This window comes from Rickettsiales bacterium, assembly GCA_035765535.1.
In the GTDB taxonomy this organism is placed as follows: domain Bacteria; phylum Pseudomonadota; class Alphaproteobacteria; order Rickettsiales; family JABCZZ01; genus JABCZZ01.
Window position 1 is genome coordinate 111,210 of the sequence record DASTXE010000001.1, and the last position, 18,611, is coordinate 129,820.

General features: G+C 52.6%; 16 protein-coding genes. 6 read left to right on the forward strand and 10 right to left on the reverse strand.

The annotated features are described in order from the left end of the window. Window positions 1-12: 12 nt before the first annotated feature. Complete coding sequence (gene rsmA / locus VFT64_00635; protein HEU5046327.1) at window positions 13-846, forward strand: 16S rRNA (adenine(1518)-N(6)/adenine(1519)-N(6))-dimethyltransferase RsmA; 834 nt, start codon at window positions 13-15, stop codon at window positions 844-846. Here the strand turns inward: rsmA and zapE are convergent. The 3 genes from zapE to VFT64_00650 are packed head-to-tail and all read right to left on the reverse strand — an operon-like array spanning window position 841 to window position 3,302. Next, window positions 841-1,950 (reverse strand): cell division protein ZapE, encoded by a 1,110-nt coding sequence (gene zapE, locus VFT64_00640; protein HEU5046328.1) that lies wholly within the window; start codon window positions 1,948-1,950, stop codon window positions 841-843. The two genes, rsmA and zapE, sit on opposite strands and share 6 nt — an antisense overlap. Then, on the reverse strand, window positions 1,951-2,718 hold the full coding sequence (locus VFT64_00645; protein ID HEU5046329.1) for a prepilin-type N-terminal cleavage/methylation domain-containing protein: 768 nt from the start codon (window positions 2,716-2,718) through the stop codon (window positions 1,951-1,953). It lies immediately after the preceding gene. Window positions 2,719-2,729: 11 nt separating this feature from the next. After that, window positions 2,730-3,302 (reverse strand): DUF2076 domain-containing protein, encoded by a 573-nt coding sequence (locus VFT64_00650; GenBank protein ID HEU5046330.1) that lies wholly within the window; start codon window positions 3,300-3,302, stop codon window positions 2,730-2,732. Window positions 3,303-3,475: 173 nt separating this feature from the next. Here VFT64_00650 and VFT64_00655 point away from each other — a divergent pair, with 173 nt between their 5' ends. Beyond that, window positions 3,476-4,261, forward strand: a complete 786-nt coding sequence (locus VFT64_00655) for a 3-hydroxybutyrate dehydrogenase (protein ID HEU5046331.1) — start codon at window positions 3,476-3,478, stop codon at window positions 4,259-4,261. Window positions 4,262-4,302: 41 nt separating this feature from the next. Here the strand turns inward: VFT64_00655 and VFT64_00660 are convergent, their stop codons facing one another. The 3 genes from VFT64_00660 to thrC are packed head-to-tail and all read right to left on the reverse strand — an operon-like array spanning window position 4,303 to window position 7,819. Then, window positions 4,303-5,127 carry a type II secretion system protein gene (locus VFT64_00660; GenBank protein ID HEU5046332.1) on the reverse strand — a complete coding sequence of 275 codons (825 nt, stop codon included), beginning with the start codon at window positions 5,125-5,127 and terminating at the stop codon, window positions 4,303-4,305. A gap of 41 nt (window positions 5,128-5,168) precedes the next feature. After that, window positions 5,169-6,431 (reverse strand): pitrilysin family protein, encoded by a 1,263-nt coding sequence (locus VFT64_00665; GenBank protein HEU5046333.1) that lies wholly within the window; start codon window positions 6,429-6,431, stop codon window positions 5,169-5,171. Next, window positions 6,428-7,819 carry a threonine synthase gene (thrC, locus tag VFT64_00670; protein ID HEU5046334.1) on the reverse strand — a complete coding sequence of 464 codons (1,392 nt, stop codon included), beginning with the start codon at window positions 7,817-7,819 and terminating at the stop codon, window positions 6,428-6,430. Before thrC ends, VFT64_00665 begins: the two co-directional genes overlap by 4 nt. 5 nt (window positions 7,820-7,824) lie before the next feature. Here thrC and VFT64_00675 point away from each other — a divergent pair, with 5 nt between their 5' ends. Beyond that, a complete protein-coding gene (locus tag VFT64_00675; protein ID HEU5046335.1) occupies window positions 7,825-8,748 on the forward strand; it encodes an RluA family pseudouridine synthase in 924 nt (307 codons plus the stop codon). A gap of 67 nt (window positions 8,749-8,815) precedes the next feature. Then, complete coding sequence (locus tag VFT64_00680) at window positions 8,816-9,742, forward strand: prepilin-type N-terminal cleavage/methylation domain-containing protein (protein ID HEU5046336.1); 927 nt, start codon at window positions 8,816-8,818, stop codon at window positions 9,740-9,742. A 2-nt stretch (window positions 9,743-9,744) separates the two neighbouring features. Here VFT64_00680 and VFT64_00685 read toward each other — a convergent pair whose 3' ends face one another. From VFT64_00685 to VFT64_00700, 4 genes are all read right to left on the reverse strand, one after another. Next, complete coding sequence (locus VFT64_00685) at window positions 9,745-11,043, reverse strand: anthranilate synthase component I family protein (GenBank protein HEU5046337.1); 1,299 nt, start codon at window positions 11,041-11,043, stop codon at window positions 9,745-9,747. A gap of 39 nt (window positions 11,044-11,082) precedes the next feature. Beyond that, entirely contained in the window at window positions 11,083-12,891 is a 1,809-nt protein-coding gene (locus VFT64_00690) for a hypothetical protein (GenBank protein HEU5046338.1), read from the reverse strand. A gap of 84 nt (window positions 12,892-12,975) precedes the next feature. Then, window positions 12,976-13,296 carry a phosphoribosyl-ATP diphosphatase gene (locus VFT64_00695; protein ID HEU5046339.1) on the reverse strand — a complete coding sequence of 107 codons (321 nt, stop codon included), beginning with the start codon at window positions 13,294-13,296 and terminating at the stop codon, window positions 12,976-12,978. Between the two features lie 12 nt (window positions 13,297-13,308). After that, on the reverse strand, window positions 13,309-16,779 hold the full coding sequence (locus VFT64_00700) for a hypothetical protein (GenBank protein ID HEU5046340.1): 3,471 nt from the start codon (window positions 16,777-16,779) through the stop codon (window positions 13,309-13,311). Between the two features lie 197 nt (window positions 16,780-16,976). Between VFT64_00700 and VFT64_00705 the strand changes: the two genes are divergently transcribed. Beyond that, window positions 16,977-18,206, forward strand: coding sequence for an IscS subfamily cysteine desulfurase (locus tag VFT64_00705; GenBank protein HEU5046341.1), 1,230 nt, complete (start codon window positions 16,977-16,979; stop codon window positions 18,204-18,206). 12 nt (window positions 18,207-18,218) lie between these two features. Beyond that, window positions 18,219-18,602 (forward strand): Fe-S cluster assembly scaffold IscU, encoded by a 384-nt coding sequence (iscU, locus tag VFT64_00710; GenBank protein ID HEU5046342.1) that lies wholly within the window; start codon window positions 18,219-18,221, stop codon window positions 18,600-18,602. Window positions 18,603-18,611: the final 9 nt, after the last annotated feature.

An 18,611-nucleotide genomic window follows, 5' to 3' on the forward strand; every position in this document is an offset into this window, starting at 1 on the left:
AAATTGCAAAAAATGAACACAACTATATTGCCTCCGTTGCGCGATGTCATCAAACGTTACGAACTGGCGGCGAAAAAATCACTCGGTCAGCATTTCCTGCTCGATACGAATATTACGGACAAAATCGTCCGCGAAAGCGGTGACTTAACCGGACTTAACGTGATCGAGATTGGTCCCGGTCCTGGCGGGTTGACGCGTTCCTTGCTCAAAAGCGGAGCGCAGAGGGTTTATGCCGTGGAAAAAGACGAGCGTTGTGTCGGCGCACTGCAGGAGTTGAAGACGGTCTACGGCGACCGGCTTACGATAGTGCAGGCGGATGCATTAAAAGTCTCGCTGGTGGAAAACGTGCCAGCTCCCCGGGCGATTGTGGCGAACCTGCCATACAATGTGGGGACCCAGTTGTTGCTGAACTGGCTGGACGATGTGGCGGCTGACCCTGCCGCTTACACTCACATGACCCTGATGTTCCAGAAGGAAGTGGCTATGCGGCTGGCGGCGGAGCCGAACAGCAAGCAATATGGAAGATTATCTGTCATGGTGCAGTGGCTGTGCGATGTGTATGACTGTTTCGATCTGCCCGCGGGCGCTTTCACTCCGCCGCCGAAAGTGGATTCCACTGTCGTGCAGGTGACACCGCTCAAAAAGCCGCGCTACCCGGTAGATCGCAAAGCACTGGAAAAAACTCTTGCAGCGGCTTTCGGTAATCGCCGCAAGATGCTGCGCTCATCGCTCGGTACGTTAAGCAGTGATAGTGAGGGCTGGTTAAAGCGTTCCGGTATCGATCCCACAAGGCGTGCGGAAACATTAAGCGTAGAAGAATTCTGCAGACTAGCTTCTGTATTATAGTTTGTAGTGCTCACCCAGATAGGAGGATGACTGCATCTCAAACAAACGGGACGCGGTGCGCTGGAATTCAAAGCTGCCGTCACCCGAAGGATAAAGCTTATCCGGTGTTGCGGCGGCCGTGCAGATAAGCTTGGTGCGCGTGTCGTAGAGCGCGTCGATCAGTGTGACAAATCGCCTTGCTTCATTACGTTTTTCCGGTGAAAGCAGTGGAATATCGTGCAGAAACACGGTGTCAAAATGATGAGCGATTGCCAGATAATCCGCAGCGCCGAGCGGTTTGGCGCATAATTCCTCAAACGTGAAGCTTGCAACTTTGCCCGCGCTTTGCGCAACAACAACCTTGCGTCCCTGCACCTCCAGCACGGCTTCTTCACTAGGCATGCCATTGCTTAGGCTGGTGTAAATACGCTGCAGCTCCGATTCAGTTTCACGGTTAAGCGGTGTCAGGTAAACGGATTTCAGTGCCTTGATTTTTTGCATGCGGTAATCATGCGCAGAGGAAAGTTCCAATATCTCCATGCGCTCACGCACGAGCTTGACGAAATCCAGAAATTTCTCACGCTGCAATCCGCCCTGATAAAGTTCTTCCGGCGGGCGGTTGGAAGTAATCACAACGGTCACGCCCGCTTCCAGAAGCGCGGAAAAAAGTTTCTTGAGAATCATTGCGTCAGCGACATCCGTGACCTGAAACTCGTCCAGGCAGAGTAGGCGAGTCTTGGCGGCAATCTCAGCAGCGGCAATCTTTACTGGATTCTCGACATGCTGCTTACGCAGATTATGGATGCTCTGGTGAATAGAGATCATCAGCGAATGAAAATGGATGCGCTGTTTGGCGGAGAGCTTCACCGCACTGAAAAACATATCCATCAGCATGGATTTTCCGCGTCCCACCTCGCCCCAGATATAAATGCCAGGAGCAGCCTCTGGCTTTGAGGCAGGCAGAAGCTTGCCGATCAGACCACGTTTTTTCGGCGGGGTATGCAGTGTGGCAGCCAGGGTCTGCAGTTGTTCCATGACTTTCCGCTGCGCAGGGTCGGCGGTAATTCGTGCATCTTGAATGGATTGCTCGTAGAGCTTGATCAGGGAAGCGGCAGGGGGAGTCACTTAAAACCCGCTCACAAAGATCAGGCTGCACAGGTAACCGCTTCCGCTGGTATAGTAAGCAGAAGGCTGAGTGGCCGAAGTGGTGCAAGTGTAAGAGCCTTGCTTCTGCCAGCTTTGAATGGTGCCCGTGCCCGGATAGCCGTCATCGAATTTGGCATCAAGGTTATACGTTTCCGAAGCGGTTAATGCATTGCCTGTGGGAAGACTATTCGACGCATAACCGCCAAGCACGAATACATGGCCGAAATTATTAGGGTAATAATAACTCGTGCCGCCAGTCACAATACCGACCCATGTAACGCCGAACCCTGCACCGCGTATACGGCTGGCTGGAGCGTTTGTGCCGATCACGTGATCGAGCGAACCGGCACTGCCGGGGGAGCCGCTATAGCTACCGGGAATCAACTGCGCATCCGTCAGATGTTCCCAGAACAGCAGGTACTCGGCATTGGTGTTAATTTGCCCGTCACCGTTGCCGTCGCAGGTTTTAGGTGGCGTTAACGGAGCTGCATAGGTAGAAGGACAGGTGGTGCCAAGGCCCCAATAAGTATCGGCAGTGGCAAAGTCACCCGGCAGTGCACCGTATTTTTGTTGAAAGCTGGCAACGGCCTGGGCGTATTGCTGTTCATCCGCTACGGCGCTGTTAAGCTGGGCCTGGCGGATAAGCGAACGGCCTGCATAAATGCTGCCCACAAGCAGGCCGACAATGACAAGCACAATGGAAAGTTCCACCAGGGTAAAGCCGCGCTGCGAATAATCTGTTTTCATAACGCCTGCAATCAGATGAAATCGGAATCGTCCGAGGAAACAAGATCGTCGGCAGCCAGATCGTACACGTCGTCGGACGGAGTATCCAGATTGCCGCCTGTGTTGTTGTCATAATAATTATTGACGATTGTCTCCGTGGGGGCGCCGGAAAGGAAGCTGCTGCGTGAACCGCCACCGAAAAGTGAGTGCAGTGCACTGAATGCCATCTCACCTGCCAGGACGCCGGAGGCGGTGGTCATTACATTGTGCAGGAAACTGGAACCGGCGGCGGGAGCTGCTGTATAAGCTTGTGGTTGCGGTGCAGCGTAAGATTGCTGGTTCTGTGCCGATTGTCCCCAGGGGCCAAGGAACGAAGAGGAACGCTGCGGTTGTGCGTTCTGCTGCAGGCTGTTGATTTTCTGTTCCGCCTGTTTGAGGGCGATTTCATGGATCAAGGCCATCTGCGTCAGCAGGTAAAGCGCATCGGGGCGTGAGGCAAGCGCTCTTTGAATCATGGCATCCGCTTCCGGGTCGCGCTGCTGGGAAGGCGTGGCTGCAATCCTGCCGAGCAGATCGGCAAGCATTTGTTGTTCCTGAGGTGTCATGAAATAGACTCCGTTATGAATAAAACAGATATGCTTATATTCCCGTAAAGACGAGGCAAAGTCAACAAATCCATGGGCTCGGATCATACCGAAACTTTCCGGTTTAAGCGTTTGATATCTTCGGAACTTATCTATACTATCGATACGCATTAAAACAACATGGGAGAGAGATCATGGCACTCAAAGGAAAAAATGCGATCGTAACCGGCTCGACAAGCGGCATTGGCCTTGCCATTGCGCAGGTTCTGGCGGAGCATGGCTGCAACATCATGCTCAATGGGATGGGAGACAAGGCGGCTATTGATGCGCTGGTTGCAAACTTTCCGAAACAATACGGCGTCAAAACTTTTTACTCCGATGCCGATATGAGCAAACCCGCTGAAATACGCACCATGGTTGCCGATGCGGTGGCAAAGCTGGGTAGGGTGGATATTCTCGTGAACAATGCAGGCATTCAGTTCACCGCTCCTGTGGAAGAGTTCCCTGAAGATAAGTGGGACGCCATTATCTCCATTAATCTTTCAGCAGCCTTCCATGCGATTAAGGCAGCGGTTCCGGGGATGCGCGCGTCGAAGTTCGGTCGCATTGTCAATATCGCTTCCGCGCACGGGCTTGTAGCCTCCACGCACAAGGCGGCTTATGTGGCGGCGAAACACGGCATAGTGGGCCTCACCAAAGTTGTGGCGCTGGAGACGGCAGAATCCGGCATCACTTGCAATGCCATCTGCCCCGGCTGGGTGGATACACCGCTTGTGCAGAAGCAGATTGCCGACAAAGCCAAGCAGGGCAATATCTCTGTTGAACAGGCAACGGCAAACCTGCTGGGCGAAAAACAGCCCAACAAGAAGTTTATCAAACCTGAGAGCATTGGTGCGCTGATTGCTTTCCTGGCGGACGAACATGGCGATGCAATGACAGGTGAGATTTTGAGCATCGATGGCGGCTGGACAGCCCAGTAAATCAATAGCGGAGAGAGGGAAGCAAAGCTTTCCTCTCTTCTTTAATACCCCGTGGTAAACAGTAACGCACAGGTGTTGCCGGTTTGGGTGATATCATATACGGCGGAACCGGCGTTGGAAGAACTTGCACATGACATGCCAGCAGGTTTAACGGTCGAGATCACACCTGTTGCAGGGCGGCCGTCATCGTATTTAGTATCAATAGCGAGCGCTTCAGGTGAAGTGATCAGGCCTCCGGAAGGCCAGTTATTAGATTGATAACCTCCCAAAACGATCTGATGCCCCCAATTTCCGTCAAACCAGTAGGTGGCATTTTTCTGGATACCTAAAAAACCAATGCCATAACCGCCGCCTGATAACTTGCTTTCAGGGCAGTTCATGCCGACAATGTGATCCAGAGAGCCTGCGCTTCCGGGAGCGCCATTATAAAAACCCTGTATCATCTGCGCGTTAGCCAAATGATGCCAGACCAGAAACATTTCATAGTTAGCGCTGCCCCAAGCACCGGTAACACCGATTTCACCGTTTCCGTCGCCATTGCAAGTGGCAGTACCTGTAAGCGGGCTGGCATAGGTCGGTGGGCAAGCAGAAGAAGCGGTGCCCCAATAGCTCTGAGCATCGGCCATGTCACCGGGGAGTTCATTGTATTTCTGCTTAAAGCTGGCAATCGTGCTGATGTAGGTCTGCGCTGCCGTAACAGCACTATTGATCTGGGACTGGCGCACAAGCGCTTTGCCTGCGAATACGCCCCCAATCAGCATGCCGATCACGACAAGTACAATACTCATTTCCACGAGCGTAAAACCCGCTGCGCTGGTAGCATTTTGCTTATAAGGCGAACGTACTGGATGATCCTGTATAATCATCCATTAATGATAGGCAATGTGCGCCCAGGTTGCAACTACTATTAAGCCGCCAGATAAGCCTGTATCGCTCCATAATCCGGCAGTTTTTTCTGCGGCCCAAGCGTGGTAACGGTAATATTCCTGTGCGCAAGCAGGCGCTGCCCGGCGTGCATGATGTCATCTGCCGTAATAGCGTCGATCAGCGTAGTGATTTCTGCGGCCGTCCGGTAACGGCCATAGCACAAGATATGCCTGCCGATCCATTCCGCCACAGCCGAACTGCTTTCACGTGACATCAGAAGGCCGGATTTAATCTGGTTCTTGGCACGCTGCAGCTCATGCTCGCTGATACCCTGCTGCAGACGAAGCGCTTCAGCGCAGATAACTGGAATCATATCAGCTGCCTTGTCTTCGGAAGTGGCAGCGTAAATGCCTAGAAGCCCAGCATCGGAGTAGGAGGAAACGAAAGCCTGCACCGTATAGGCAAGGCCGCGCTTCTCACGCACTTCCTGGAAAAGGCGCGATGACATGCCGCCTCCCAGAATCGTCGCCATGAGCTGCCACGTATAATAATCGTTATCCAGAAAAGAAATCCCCTGGAAGCCGAGCATGAAATGCAACTGCTCGAGCTTGCGCTTTGTGCGCCGGTCGCCGCCTGTATAACGCCCCTGTGGCGCGGTGGCATGTGGCTTGGTGGAGATCGAAGAAAAATGCTCACCTGCCAGCTTCACAAATGCATCGTGATTGATATTACCCGCCGCTGTGATGACCATGCTGGAAGCATGGTAATGCTTGCCCATATAATGCATCAGGTCATCACTTTTATAACTGCTGACCTGCTCGGGAAGTCCGAGAATAGAGCGACCGATCGGCTGTTCCGCAAATGCTGCCGAGCTGAAATGATCGAACACCAGATCATCCGGCGTATCGTAATGCATGGCAATTTCCTGCAGGATCACCTGCCGCTCGCGCTCCAGCTCGTCCTTATCGAAAACGGAATGCTGCAATATATCGGCCAGCATGTCGACCGCGAGCGGCACGTCATTCTTCAAAACACGTGTGTAATAAACCGTATTTTCCATGGAAGTGTATGCGTTCATATTGCCGCCGACCATATCCATCTCTTCAGCGATATCGCGTGCGCTGCGGCGCTGCGTTCCCTTGAATGCCATATGTTCCAGCATATGCGAAATGCCGCCTTCATGGGTATTTTCAAAACGCGCGCCGACATCGACCGTCACTGCAACCGTGACGGATTCCATACCGGGAAGTGTTTCGGTTGCAACACGCAGACCGTTGGGGAGAGTGGAAAGCTGATAAGTCATGAGCGGCTCTCAATAGATTGCTTGATGGTGGCAAAATCATTGGCGACCACTTCAAGTCTTTCCTTCATATCCATAATACCGGCTACATGTTCCGGCAGAGCGGGATGAATGCCGGTAGCTTTCTTCACAGCATCCGGGAATTTAGCGGGATGCGCGGTCGCAAGCGTGACAACGGGTGAAACAGGAGAGGGGTTCAATTTCCTTGCCACAGCAACGCCGACGGCACTATGCGGATCAAGTAATTCGCCGGTTTCTTCCTGAACACTGCGGATAGTAGCAAGCGTCCGTTCGTCGTCACAGCTTTCAGCAGCGAACAGGCCACGCAGTTGCTGCAGAGCGGCAGGCGTTAGGGTAAAGCTGCGCTTCTCACGGAAATCCTGCATGATGCCAGCGATGGCCTTGCCGTCGCGTCCGTAAAGATCGAATAGCAGGCGCTCAAAATTGCTGGAAATCTGGATATCCATGCTTGGGCTCAGTGTCGGTGAAACGCCCGCCATATCATACGTTCCGGTTTTCAGGCAGCGCGCGAGAATATCGTTGCTGTTGGTCGCAATGATAAGCTTGCCGATCGGCAGGCCCATTTTATGGGCGATATAGCCTGCAAAAATATCCCCGAAATTACCCGTCGGCACGCAGAAACTGACCTGGCGCGCCGGAGCGCCCAGAGCAAGCCCTGCATAGAAATAATACACGACCTGCGCCAGAATACGTGCCCAGTTGATGGAATTAACGGCGGTGAGATGTTGTTTTTCCCTGAATGCCTGATCGGCAAACAAGGATTTAACGATATCCTGGCAATCGTCAAAAGTGCCTTTCACGGCAAGATTGAAGACATTGTCATCTGCAACCGTTGTCATCTGGCGGCGCTGCACATCCGAGACACGGCCATGCGGATGCAGGATGAAAATACGCATGTTCTTACGTCCACGGCAACCTTCAATCGCAGCTGATCCTGTATCGCCGGAAGTCGCACCGACGACAGTCAATTGCTTATGTTCTTTTTCCAGGAAATATTCCAGCACGCGTCCGAGAAACTGCAGCGCGAAATCTTTAAATGCCAGCGTCGGGCCATGAAACAACTCCAGCAGGAAGTCGTTATGGCCAAGCTGCTTGAGCGGAGCTATGGCCTTGTGGCGGAAGCCTGTATAAGACTCTTCGATAAGAGCAGCAAGGTCCTTGGAAGGAATGGAGTCACCGATAAAAGGCTGCATCACGCGCAGCGCCAGCTCCGTATAAGGTAGCGCCGCCATCTGCGTAAGCTCGTGCGGAGCGAAAACGGGAATGGAATCGGGTACATAAAGCCCCCCGTCGCTGGCAAGTCCGGCCATCACGACATCTTTAAACGACAAAACAGGGGCTTGTCCGCGCGTGGAAATGTAGTTAATCATGAGATATGAACGACTCGATCAAAATAGTGGTTACCGAAGCTTCCGACATTGGCGTAAGGTTGGATAAATGCCTCGCTGCGCGTTTGCCGGATTTTTCCCGCAGCCGTATACAGCAGCTTATCGAAACAGAGTGCGTAAAGGCTGAGGGCCGCACCATAACAGACTCGTCCCGTAAGGTCAAACAGGGGGATATATACGAAATCACCCTGTTGCCGCCTCAGGCAAGTGAGGTAAAAGCTAATCCGCTGGCGCTTGAGATTGTATATGAGGATGCCGACCTGCTGGTGATCAATAAGGCACCCGGCATGACCGTTCATCCCGCACCGGGCCATACGGAGGATACGCTGGTCAACGCCTTGCTCGCCCATTGCGGCGATTCGCTTTCCGGTATTGGGGGGGTAATGCGCCCGGGCATCGTCCATAGGATCGATAAGGACACGAGCGGACTGCTTGTGGTCGCCAAGCATGACACGGCGCACAGACATCTGGCGGCGCAATTGGCCGAACGCACGCTCAAGCGCCAGTATCTGGCCGTCGTGAAGGGAGTGCCGAAACCGCTTTCCGGCACGATTGAAGGCAATATTGCGCGTTCGCCCACCAACCGGAAGAAAATGGCTGTTGTTAAATCCGGCGGCAAACATGCCTTAACGCATTACAGGACGGAAGAAATACTGAAAGACAGCACACTCGTGCGCTGCATACTGGAAACCGGGCGCACGCACCAGATACGCGTACATATGACGCATATAGGCCATCCACTTATCGGCGATCCGGTATATGGTCGTGCGGGCAAGCAATTTGATTTTGACAGGCAGGCATTGCATGCGGAACAATTGACGCTGGTGCACCCGGTAAGCGGCAAGGTGATGGAATTTCATGCCCCATTGCCACAGGATATGTTAGACTTACTGGTATGTTTAAGAAGATAGATGAAGAGGATAGCGGATTATTCACTTCGCTATATAAATAATCCTGTAAAAATTGTAAAATGCGGTAATGAGCAGACAAGGCTTTACCCTTATAGAACTCAGCATCGTGCTGGTGGTTATCGGCCTGATTGTGGGCGGCATATTGACCGGGCGGGATCTGATCGAGGCCGCTTCCGTGCGTGCGCAGATGGCGCAACTGGATAAATACAACACGGCTGTACATACTTTTCAGGCAAAGTATGGTTATATACCGGGGGATATACCCGAGCCTATGGCCAGCAAATTCGGCTTTCAGACACGCGGTACGCTGGAAGGTCAGGGGGATGGCAATGGTGTGCTGGAGGCTAATTGCGGCGGTACGCCTCAATATAGAGGCGTAGGATGTAACGGTGAATTAGGCGTGTTCTGGGAAGATCTGAGCACGGCCGGGCTAATCGATGCCGGTATAAAAGGCCAGGACCAGATTGCCGGAAATTATCCGGCGACTTCCGGTGGCTCGGGCGGCATTATAGGAACATTAACGGCTTCTTCTTCTCCGCCTATTTCAGCCTGGCTTCCATTCGCAAAAATCGGCAGTGGTAATTACGTCTATGTATACAGCATGAACTATGAAAACTATTTCGCGGTATCGGCGGTGAGCCAGTTGAGCTGGGAAGTATTTTCGGCGGCAAGTCCCGGCATCACGGTGCAGCAGGCCTATAATATTGACAAAAAGCTGGATGACGGTTTGCCGCAATCCGGGCGCGTTATCGCCTGTTTTCTGAGCTATAACGTATTAAACAGTAACGATCCGATTTATGCGGCAGGAGCGGGTACCCAAGGAATGGGAGGCTATAGCGCTGCCTATGCATGGTGTACGCCGGATACGACAGCAGTCGCTGCGGCCAGTAAAAACTGTTTTGATAATGGCGGTGTAGGGGGAGGAACGCAAAAATATTCAACAGCGCAGAATGGCGGCACGCCCAATTGTGCTTTGTCCTTCAAGTTTCAATAATTTTAGAGCTGTTCCAATCGTGTCATATCCACTCCTAAAGCGTTCATGATGCCGCGCGCCTTGGTCATGGTTTCCTGCCATTCATTTTCTGGATCGGAGCCGGAGGTGATAGCGCCGCCGGTCTGAAATTCGAAACGGTTATCTTCAATGACGAGCGTGCGGATGACGACGGACAGATCGCATGAACCGTCACCGCCAAACCAGCCCAGCGCTCCGCTATAAACGCCGCGACGGATAGCTTCATGTTCCAGGCACCAGCGCATAGCGCTGATCTTCGGCGCGCCGGTCATGGAGCCGGGCGGAAAGCAGCTCCGGACGGCATCAAGCGTGGATATGTCAGCGCGTTTTTGCCCCGTGATGGTGGATGCCATATGGTGGAGCGTTGCATAAGAAGAGATTTCAAAAAGCCGTTCGACCTTGACGCTGCCCGGTACACAGCTGCGGGCAAGATCGTTGCGCATGAGATCCACGATCATGAGGTTCTCGGCTTTATCTTTTTCACTTGCGGCAAGTGCAGCGCGCGATGCCTCATCCTGTGTTTCATCGGCAAAACGCGGTGCTGTTCCCTTGATGGGGCGCGATTGCATATTTCCCTGATCGTCTACAGTCAGGAAACATTCCGGGCTGGAAGAAATAATGGTAGTATTCTCATGACGTATGAGAGCGCTGTAAGCGGCGGGACTTGCTTTGGCAAGCTGCAAAAATAAGGAGAATAAGTCAGGCTGCGTGCGGAATGTGCCGGTGAATTTACGTGTGATATTCGCCTGATAAAAATCACCGCGCGCGATGGCATCTTTCGTACTGCGGATGATTTCCAGATAGCGTTGCCGCTGCATGGATGAAGTAAGCGACTGTACCTCAGAAAAAACGGGGGAGGGGGGAGCAAAATCATCCCACGGCGGCAATGTTATTTCCGGCAAACGATAAGCGGTAACGGTTTGATCACGATGGTCGAATGCCAGCACAAGGCCGAACCGGGTAAAGCGAAGACCGGGTAAAGTAATATAGCTTTTATGTTCTGCTGGCAGCACCTCAATATCGTGCAGCAGCTCATAGCCTAAATAGCCGAACCAGAGATTGTCGAATCGGCCGCAATCAGAGCCCAGCCTGTCAGCAAGGGAAGAAAAATGTTCGCCTGAAACGGTTTCCAGCGGATGGAGCGCAAGAAAAGAATAACGTCCTGTGGGCGCTGTCTGCTGGCCGGAATAAAGCAGCGCGAAGCATTGCTCCTGTTTTGCCAGTGCATGAGCGGCGGAAACCGGATCTCTCCAGGGCAGCGATTCCTTAATGAATGTACGCATACCCGTTAGAAAACAGTTTCCGCTCGCTCCTTGCAACCTTTATTTTGCAGGCTGGCTTGGCACCGGTGCAGCGGTTTCCGGCTTGGCTGGAGCCGGTTCCGCTTTCGGCTGCGGCGTGGCGGCAGGCGCTGCAGGAGCCGGCGTTGCCGTACCAGCATTCGGTGCTGTCGGTTCCACATGCTGCAGATTCTGGCCTACATTGACGCCGAACAGGCCGATCACTTCCATCGGTTGCTTGCCGCTGACGGTAACCTTGTTGGTGGAGTCGGAAACGAGCTTCACGTCAATGTCTTTGGCAGTTTTATCGGTCGGCTGCTCGCTGATTGCATGCAGGAACTGCTTCACGCCTTCCACCAGCTGCGGGGTGACATAATGCACCTGACCCGGACGCCCTGGCGCCATTGCATCGTCGATATTGATGCTGTAACCGCCGATATCGTCAACAAGCGTATCGCAGGAGACGCAGGTAATTGTGATATCTCCCACTGGCATTGTCGGTGCGGAACTGAACGTGCCGCTTCCCTTAAGCTTAAGGCCGCCTTTTTCGCTCAGGAGGTCGAGATTGTTAATATCCAGCTTTTTCACATCCACAATGTTACCGTTCTTGCTGCCCGTAACCTGCAGATCGGCATCGAGCCGCATTTTACCCGCGTTATGCAGCTTGGGAACGAGGGCATTTGCCAGCACTTCCGGCTTAACGCCAGGCGGAAGGCTTTGAATGATTCCGGGTTGCATTGGATTTTTGCCCGCCTCGCCCAGCATGAGCGTCAGCTGTTTGGTCATAAGGTCTTCATACTGGCTCGTGACCGTTAAATTCGAATGAAGATTGAGTGCGGTATGACGTTCATCATTCTGAATGCTGCTATTGAAATGCGCCTCGTTATTAGCATCATAAAGAGCGTTCTTGGAGTTCAGCGCCTGCACGTCCAGTTTAACAGTGGCGGTGGGGTCGAGCAGATCCTGCTGGTTCAACGGACCTTCATAAGTAGCATCGATCAGGCTGTTCTGTTCACCCAGCTGAGAGACTTCCACATGGGCCGAGCGCTGCGCTTGCGGAACATTCGTCAAATCATAAAAGAGCGGCAGAAGATAGGTGTTGGCGAACTCGTCATATGCCGGAGTTGCTTTGACATTGCGTAAATCGGAGTGAAGCGTGATATGCTTATTTTTCTGGTCCATCGGCTCGCTGGTGAGGGTGAGCTCTATACCGTCAACCGTGGAAAGCGTCTGTGCGGAATCGGCGTATTTCGTAACGGCTCCTTTCATGTCGCAGTCGATTGAGCGGAAGGAATCGAAAAAAGCCTCGGGGCCCGAAAACGCTTCAGAAATGCTTTGCGGCACACGGTCAGCATGGTTGATGGCCAAATGGCATTCCGTAGGGGAGGAAAGTGTGGTTACGAGAGCTTCGTGCGCTTTGCCATTGATACTCGGAACAAGGGTCATATCGCCCGACAGAGTAGCAGTAAAGCGATCGTACATCATATTGGTCGACAGTGAAATCTTGTCGCTATAGGTAACCTGCAGACGGGCATCATCCTTGCTTTCAGGAATGGCAGATGCGTCCTTGCTCATGCGGCTGGCAACATCATGCGCGATGGAGGAAAGCGGAAGCTCGATAACCGGCTTGGCGATATCAAGGCGGATCAGGAAGGGAAAACCGGACGTGGTCACGGATTCGTAGCGCAGGAAGGTAATATCCTTATTCAGCGCTCTGATCTGCTCATTAGCCTGTGCAACGGACTGTTCAAAATTGGCTTTCAGCACGTTCGCCTGTTGGGTCCAATAATAAGTGTAGGCCCCACCGGCCACGATGGTGGTAAGAATCAGTGCAGCAGTAAGTTTACGCATGGCTACCTTCCAAAATTAAATTCGGGGAAGGCAATATAGCATCGCGGCTTATTAGGGCAAGCACATAAAGTTTCGCGCGGGCCGTTAAGGCTTTGCCCGTTGCTTCTTTTCCTCTATGCCGGAAGTGCCTTCGCGGGCGGAGAGTTCGGCGGCAACATCCTCAGGCGTGACACCATGCTGTGCCCAAAGCACTGACAGGTGAAACAGCAGGTCAGCGCTTTCGCTGATAATTTCATGCTGATCGCCTCCGGCAGCGGCCAGAACGACTTCCGTTGCTTCCTCACCGACCTTCTGGGCGATCTTCTTGGAGCCTTTGGCAAAGAGGCTCGCCGCATAAGACGATTGCGGATCGGCGCCTTTGCGCTCGCTGATGGTCTGGTAGAGCCGGTTTAACACGGTAAGCATAATCTCTCCTGATTACTGAGGCGGTGGAGTCAACTGGGGTGCAGCAGCCGGTGCCGGAGCAGTGGTGATGGTCGTTGTGACAGTGGTTGTAACCGGACCGCCGATCACATGCTGGCCGTTGATGTTGGTACCGTTCCCGCTGACGGAAGAATTAACCGTTGTAAGGGGAAGGCCGGGCTGGGGCGGTAGATAGCAAAGGACTGTCGGAGGAGTGCGCGGGGTACAGGGAGGAATGCGTGCGCCATTGGGCCCGAAAGGATTATTGGTGATGTTCTTCGTGTTGCTGACATTGCTGGTGCTGTTATTCACGGTGTTATTGGCCGCATTGTTATACGTATTTGCAGTCTGATTGGCCGCCGGATGCCCCGCCGTCGTATAGCGGTTATTGGTGGTATTATAGTAATTATTGCCAGGCTGCGGCTGCGCCGAAGAAGAGCCTGTATAGGTATTATTGGTCGTATAATTATTGACAGGCTGAGCCCCCGCCGCTTCTTTCGCTGGTGTCGCGCTGTAGTGATTGGTGGTGTAATTATTAGTCACGGGTTGAGCCGCTGCGCCAGTCTGGGGTGTGCTATAGCGGTTATAGTAATTATTGACCGTTGGAGCTGCGGATGTCCTCGCACTGACGCCAGCGTTCACACCGGCACTGCTTCCCCCTTGGGGGGCAGCATAATTATTGCTCGTTGCATAATGATTGTTGACGGTGTTTGCACCGGATGCAGGGTGAGCAGGGTTATATGTGTTATAATTATTGGTCACATTCTGCGGTTGGGCACCGGCAGCGGCACCTCTGGCGTTGTTGTAAGTGTTGTAAGAGTTATAGGTGGGCTGCGCCGCAGTTCCGGCTGCTGCATGTCCGGCATTATACGTATTGTAATTATTCGTGCTGTTGCTGACATTTGGCTGTGCGGCAGCACCTTTGGCAGCGCTGTAATTATTGTAATAATTATTTGTCGGTTGCTTGTCACTTGCGGTAGGTACGGCACCACGCGCGGCGTTATATGAATTATACGTATTATTGCTGATATTCTGCGGTTGCTTCGCTACTGCAGGACTCGTGTTATAATTATTGGTCGTGCTGTAATTTTGTGCGGCTGCTGCGGATTGCGGCTGTGCGGCAGCATAATGATTCGTCGTATTATTATAGTAATTTGTAACCGGTGCCTGCGGTAGTCCTGTGGAAGCGGAAACAGCAGCGCTGTGACCGGTGCTTCCGCCACTATTATAGGTATTGCTGTAATTATTGGTGCTGTTGCTGACATTGTTCGGCTGAGCGGCAGCGCCTTTGGCAGCGCTGTAATTACTATAATAATTATTCGTCGGCGGTTTTTCGGTCGCGCTGGAGGTGGAACTGCGTGCAGCATTATACGAGTTATAGGTATTGCTGATATTCTGCGGCTGTTTTGCGGCAGCAGGGCTCGTATTATAGCTGTTGCTCGTGCTGTAATTATTCGTAACAGCCTGTGCTGCTTTCTCGGTTTGGGGCGGCGCGCTACTGTAATGATTAGTGGTATAATTGTTGGTCACAGGCGGCTGTGCGGCGCTGTAGTGGTTAGAGTAGCTTGTAGCGGGTGTCTGAGGCAGGCCAGCAGAAACAGCGGCGCTATGGCTGGTGCTGCCGCTATTATTATAAGTATTGCTGTAGCTACTGGTATTGTTACTGACGTTTGGCTGCTGAGCAGTACCTTTGGCAGTGCTGTAATTATTGTAATAATTATTTGTCGGCGGTTTTTCAACCGCGCTGGAAGCGGTACCGCGTGCGGCATTATACGAGTTATAGGTATTGTTGATGTTCTGTGGCTGCCGGGCGGCTGCCGGGCTCGTATTGTAGTTGTTTGTCGTGCTGTAATTCTGTGCTGCAGCAGCAGGTTGCGGCTGAGCGGCGGCGTAATGATTGGTCGTATTATAATAATTCGCAACCGGTGCCTGCGGCATGCCTCCAGAGACTGCAGCGCTATGACCAGTATTACTACCGTTATTATAGGTATTATTATAGCTGTTAGTGCTGTTGCTCACGTTCTGCGGCTGTCTGGCAGCGGCCGGGCTTGAATTGTAGGTGTTAGTCGTATTGTAATTCTGTGCGGCGGCAGCAGATTGCGGCTGAGCGGCGGCGTAATGATTGGTCGTATTATAATAATTCGCAACCGGTGCCTGCGGCATGTTAGCGGAAACAGCAGCGCTGTGGCCGGTGCCTCCATTATTATAGGTGTTATTATAATTACTCGTGCTGTTGCTGACATTTTGCGGTTGAGCAGCAGCGCCTTTGGCGGCGGTATAATTATTATAATAATTGCTGGTAGGCTGTTGCCCACCTGCACCGGCGGCTGCATTGCGGGCAGTATTGTAGGAATTATAGGTATTACTGATATTCTGCGGCTGCTTTGCAGCGGAGGCAGGGGCTGCGTAATTATTATTCGTCGTATAATTGTTACTGACCGGCTGTGCGGCTGCAGCTGCCTGCGGTTGTGCTGCGGCATAATGATTGGTGGTGTAGTTATTGGCCACATTCTGCGGCTGAGTGGTAGCGCCTTTCGCAGATGTATAATTATTATAATAGCTGTTGGAAGGCTGCTGTTGTTGTGTGCCAGCAGCATTCTGTGCTTGCTGAGTAGCGCCCTGCGCTGCACCATAGCGATTATAATAATTATTGACCGTTTGCGGCTGTGCATTGGGCTGAGCGGCAGCGGCTGTCGTGGTGGCGTTAGTCGTATTATAATTGTTGGTAACAGGTTGAGCGCCCGCTGCGGTCTGTTGTTGCGGTGTGGTATAGCGGTTGTAATAAGTATTGTTGACGGTTTGCGGCTGCTGTTTCGCCGCTGCTGCCTGTTGTGCGGTCGTATAATTATTGGTGGTGTTGTTAACCGGCTGTGCTCCTGCTGCTGCGGTCTGCTGCTGCGGAGTGGTGTAACGGTTATAGTAATTAGTGGTATTCTGCGGCTGTTGCTGGGCTTCTTTCGCCGGAGCAGCCTGCGTGGTATTATTCGTGGTGGTGTAGTTATTGACCGGTTGCGCCTTTTGCTGCTCAGCAGAGGCCATATTGTAATGGTTTGTCGTGTAATAATTATTGACCACAGGCTGCTGCTGTTGCTGCGCCTGTGTCTGTTCGGCAGCGGCCGTGTTATAAGTGTTGGTGGTATTATTATAGACATTGCCGGGTTTTGCAGCCTGCGCAGTCTGAGTTGCCGGAGGCGGCATGAGGCTTGGAGCGCCTGCCACCTGCGTAGTAGGTTGCGGACAGCCGCTGATACGCCAGCCGCGGTCTTTCATACAGCTGCAGAAACTATCGAATGCCGCGCCGTTCTTAGGCGCTGCGCCCGCCTCATATGCGAAATCATCGCCGAAATATTTTCCGACGATGCCTTCCGCCTGGTCATGGCACGTATCGCGGTCGCCGACATAGCCTAACTGTACGGAAGTCGTGTCCTTGCAGGAGGACAGGACCAATAGTGCAATAGCCAGCGCGTATGAAACAGCGTACTTCACAAGAGCGAGATCCAAATTAAATACTGCGCGGAATACCCAAACTCCCGCCACCTGCCGTACAGGGGGCCTCCTGGCCGGGCGGCATATTAACCAATTACGGCTGATTTTGCAACGCCGCATCGCGTAAAAAGCTGGTCACAGTAGTTGACTAAATTACTTGGGTATAATAGAATTAATGCCTCAAAAGGAATAGGGTAATGGAAAATAAGACAAATTTAAAGCTACCGATCTATCTGGATTACCAGGCTACAACGCCCATGGATAGCCGCGTTGTTGCCAGCATGATGCCTTATTTTACTGAAAAATTCGGTAATCCGCATTCGCGCAGCCATGCTTTCGGCTGGGAAGCGGAAGAGGCGGTGGATATTGCGCGCAGGCATGTAGCGTCGCTGATCAACACCAGCGAAAAGGAAATCATTTTTACTTCCGGCGCGACCGAATCCAACAATATCGCCATCAAAGGCGTTGCTCGCTTCAATAAAGATCAGAAAAATCATATTATTACGGTAGTTACGGAGCATAAATGCGTGCTCGACTCCTGCCGCCAGCTGGAACAGGAAGGTTTTGAAGTCACGTATCTGCCAGTGCAGAAGAACGGCATTATCGACCTGAACGTCCTGCGCGCTGCGATTAAGGATACCACTTCGCTTGTGTCCGTGATGGCTGTCAATAATGAGATCGGCGTGATCCAGCCGCTCAAGGAAATTGGTGCGATCTGTCGTGAAAAAGGCGTGTTTTTCCATACGGATGCAGCGCAGGGCTACGGAAAGATTCCGCTCGACGTGGAAGCGATGAATATCGACCTGATGAGCATCTCCGGCCATAAGATTTACGGCCCCAAAGGCGTCGGTGCGCTGTATGTGCGCCGCCGTCCGCGCGTAAGGCTCGAGCCGATCATCAGCGGCGGCGGACAGGAACGCGGCATGCGTTCGGGTACGCTCGCAACGCCGCTCTGTGTTGGTCTCGGTGAAGCCGCTCGCATCGCGCAGCTTGAAATGGGCAAGGATAACGAACATATCCGCCGCCTAAGCAATAAGTTCCTGAAAGCGATCATGGATTCGATTCCGGATGTCTATCTCAACGGCGACCGCGAACAGCGCTATCCCGGCAATATCAATCTGAGCTTTGCCTATATCGAAGGCGAATCCATGATCATGTCGATCAGGGATCTGGCCGTATCTTCCGGTTCGGCCTGTACGTCTGCCTCGCTTGAACCGTCCTACGTGCTGCGTGCGCTGGGTGTGAATGAAGAGATGGCGCATACCTCGATCCGTTTCGGCATCGGCCGCTTCACGACGGAAGAAGAGATTGATTATGCGATCGAAACCGTTAGAAACAGCATTAACCGCCTGCGTGAAATGAGCCCGTTATGGGAAATGGTGCAGGAAGGTGTGGATATCAGCAAAATCGAGTGGGCAGGCCACTAAAGGAGAAGTGTTATGGCATACAGTGAAAAAGTAATCGATCATTATGAAAACCCGCGAAACGTGGGTTCTCTGGACAAGAACGACGACAGCGTAGGCACCGGCCTGGTGGGCGCGCCTGCCTGCGGCGACGTGATGAAACTGCAGATCAAGGTGAGCGAAGAAGGCATTATTGAAGATGCAAAATTCAAAACCTTCGGCTGCGGTTCGGCGATTGCTTCCAGCTCGCTCGTAACCGAGTGGGTGAAAGGCAAATCCATCGACGAAGCGCTGGAATTGAAGAACAGCCAGATCGCGGAACATCTCGCATTGCCGCCGGTAAAGATTCATTGCTCCGTACTTGCGGAAGATGCGATCAAGGCTGCCATTGCGGACTATCGCAAGAAACATGCTGCTTAAAAACTTATA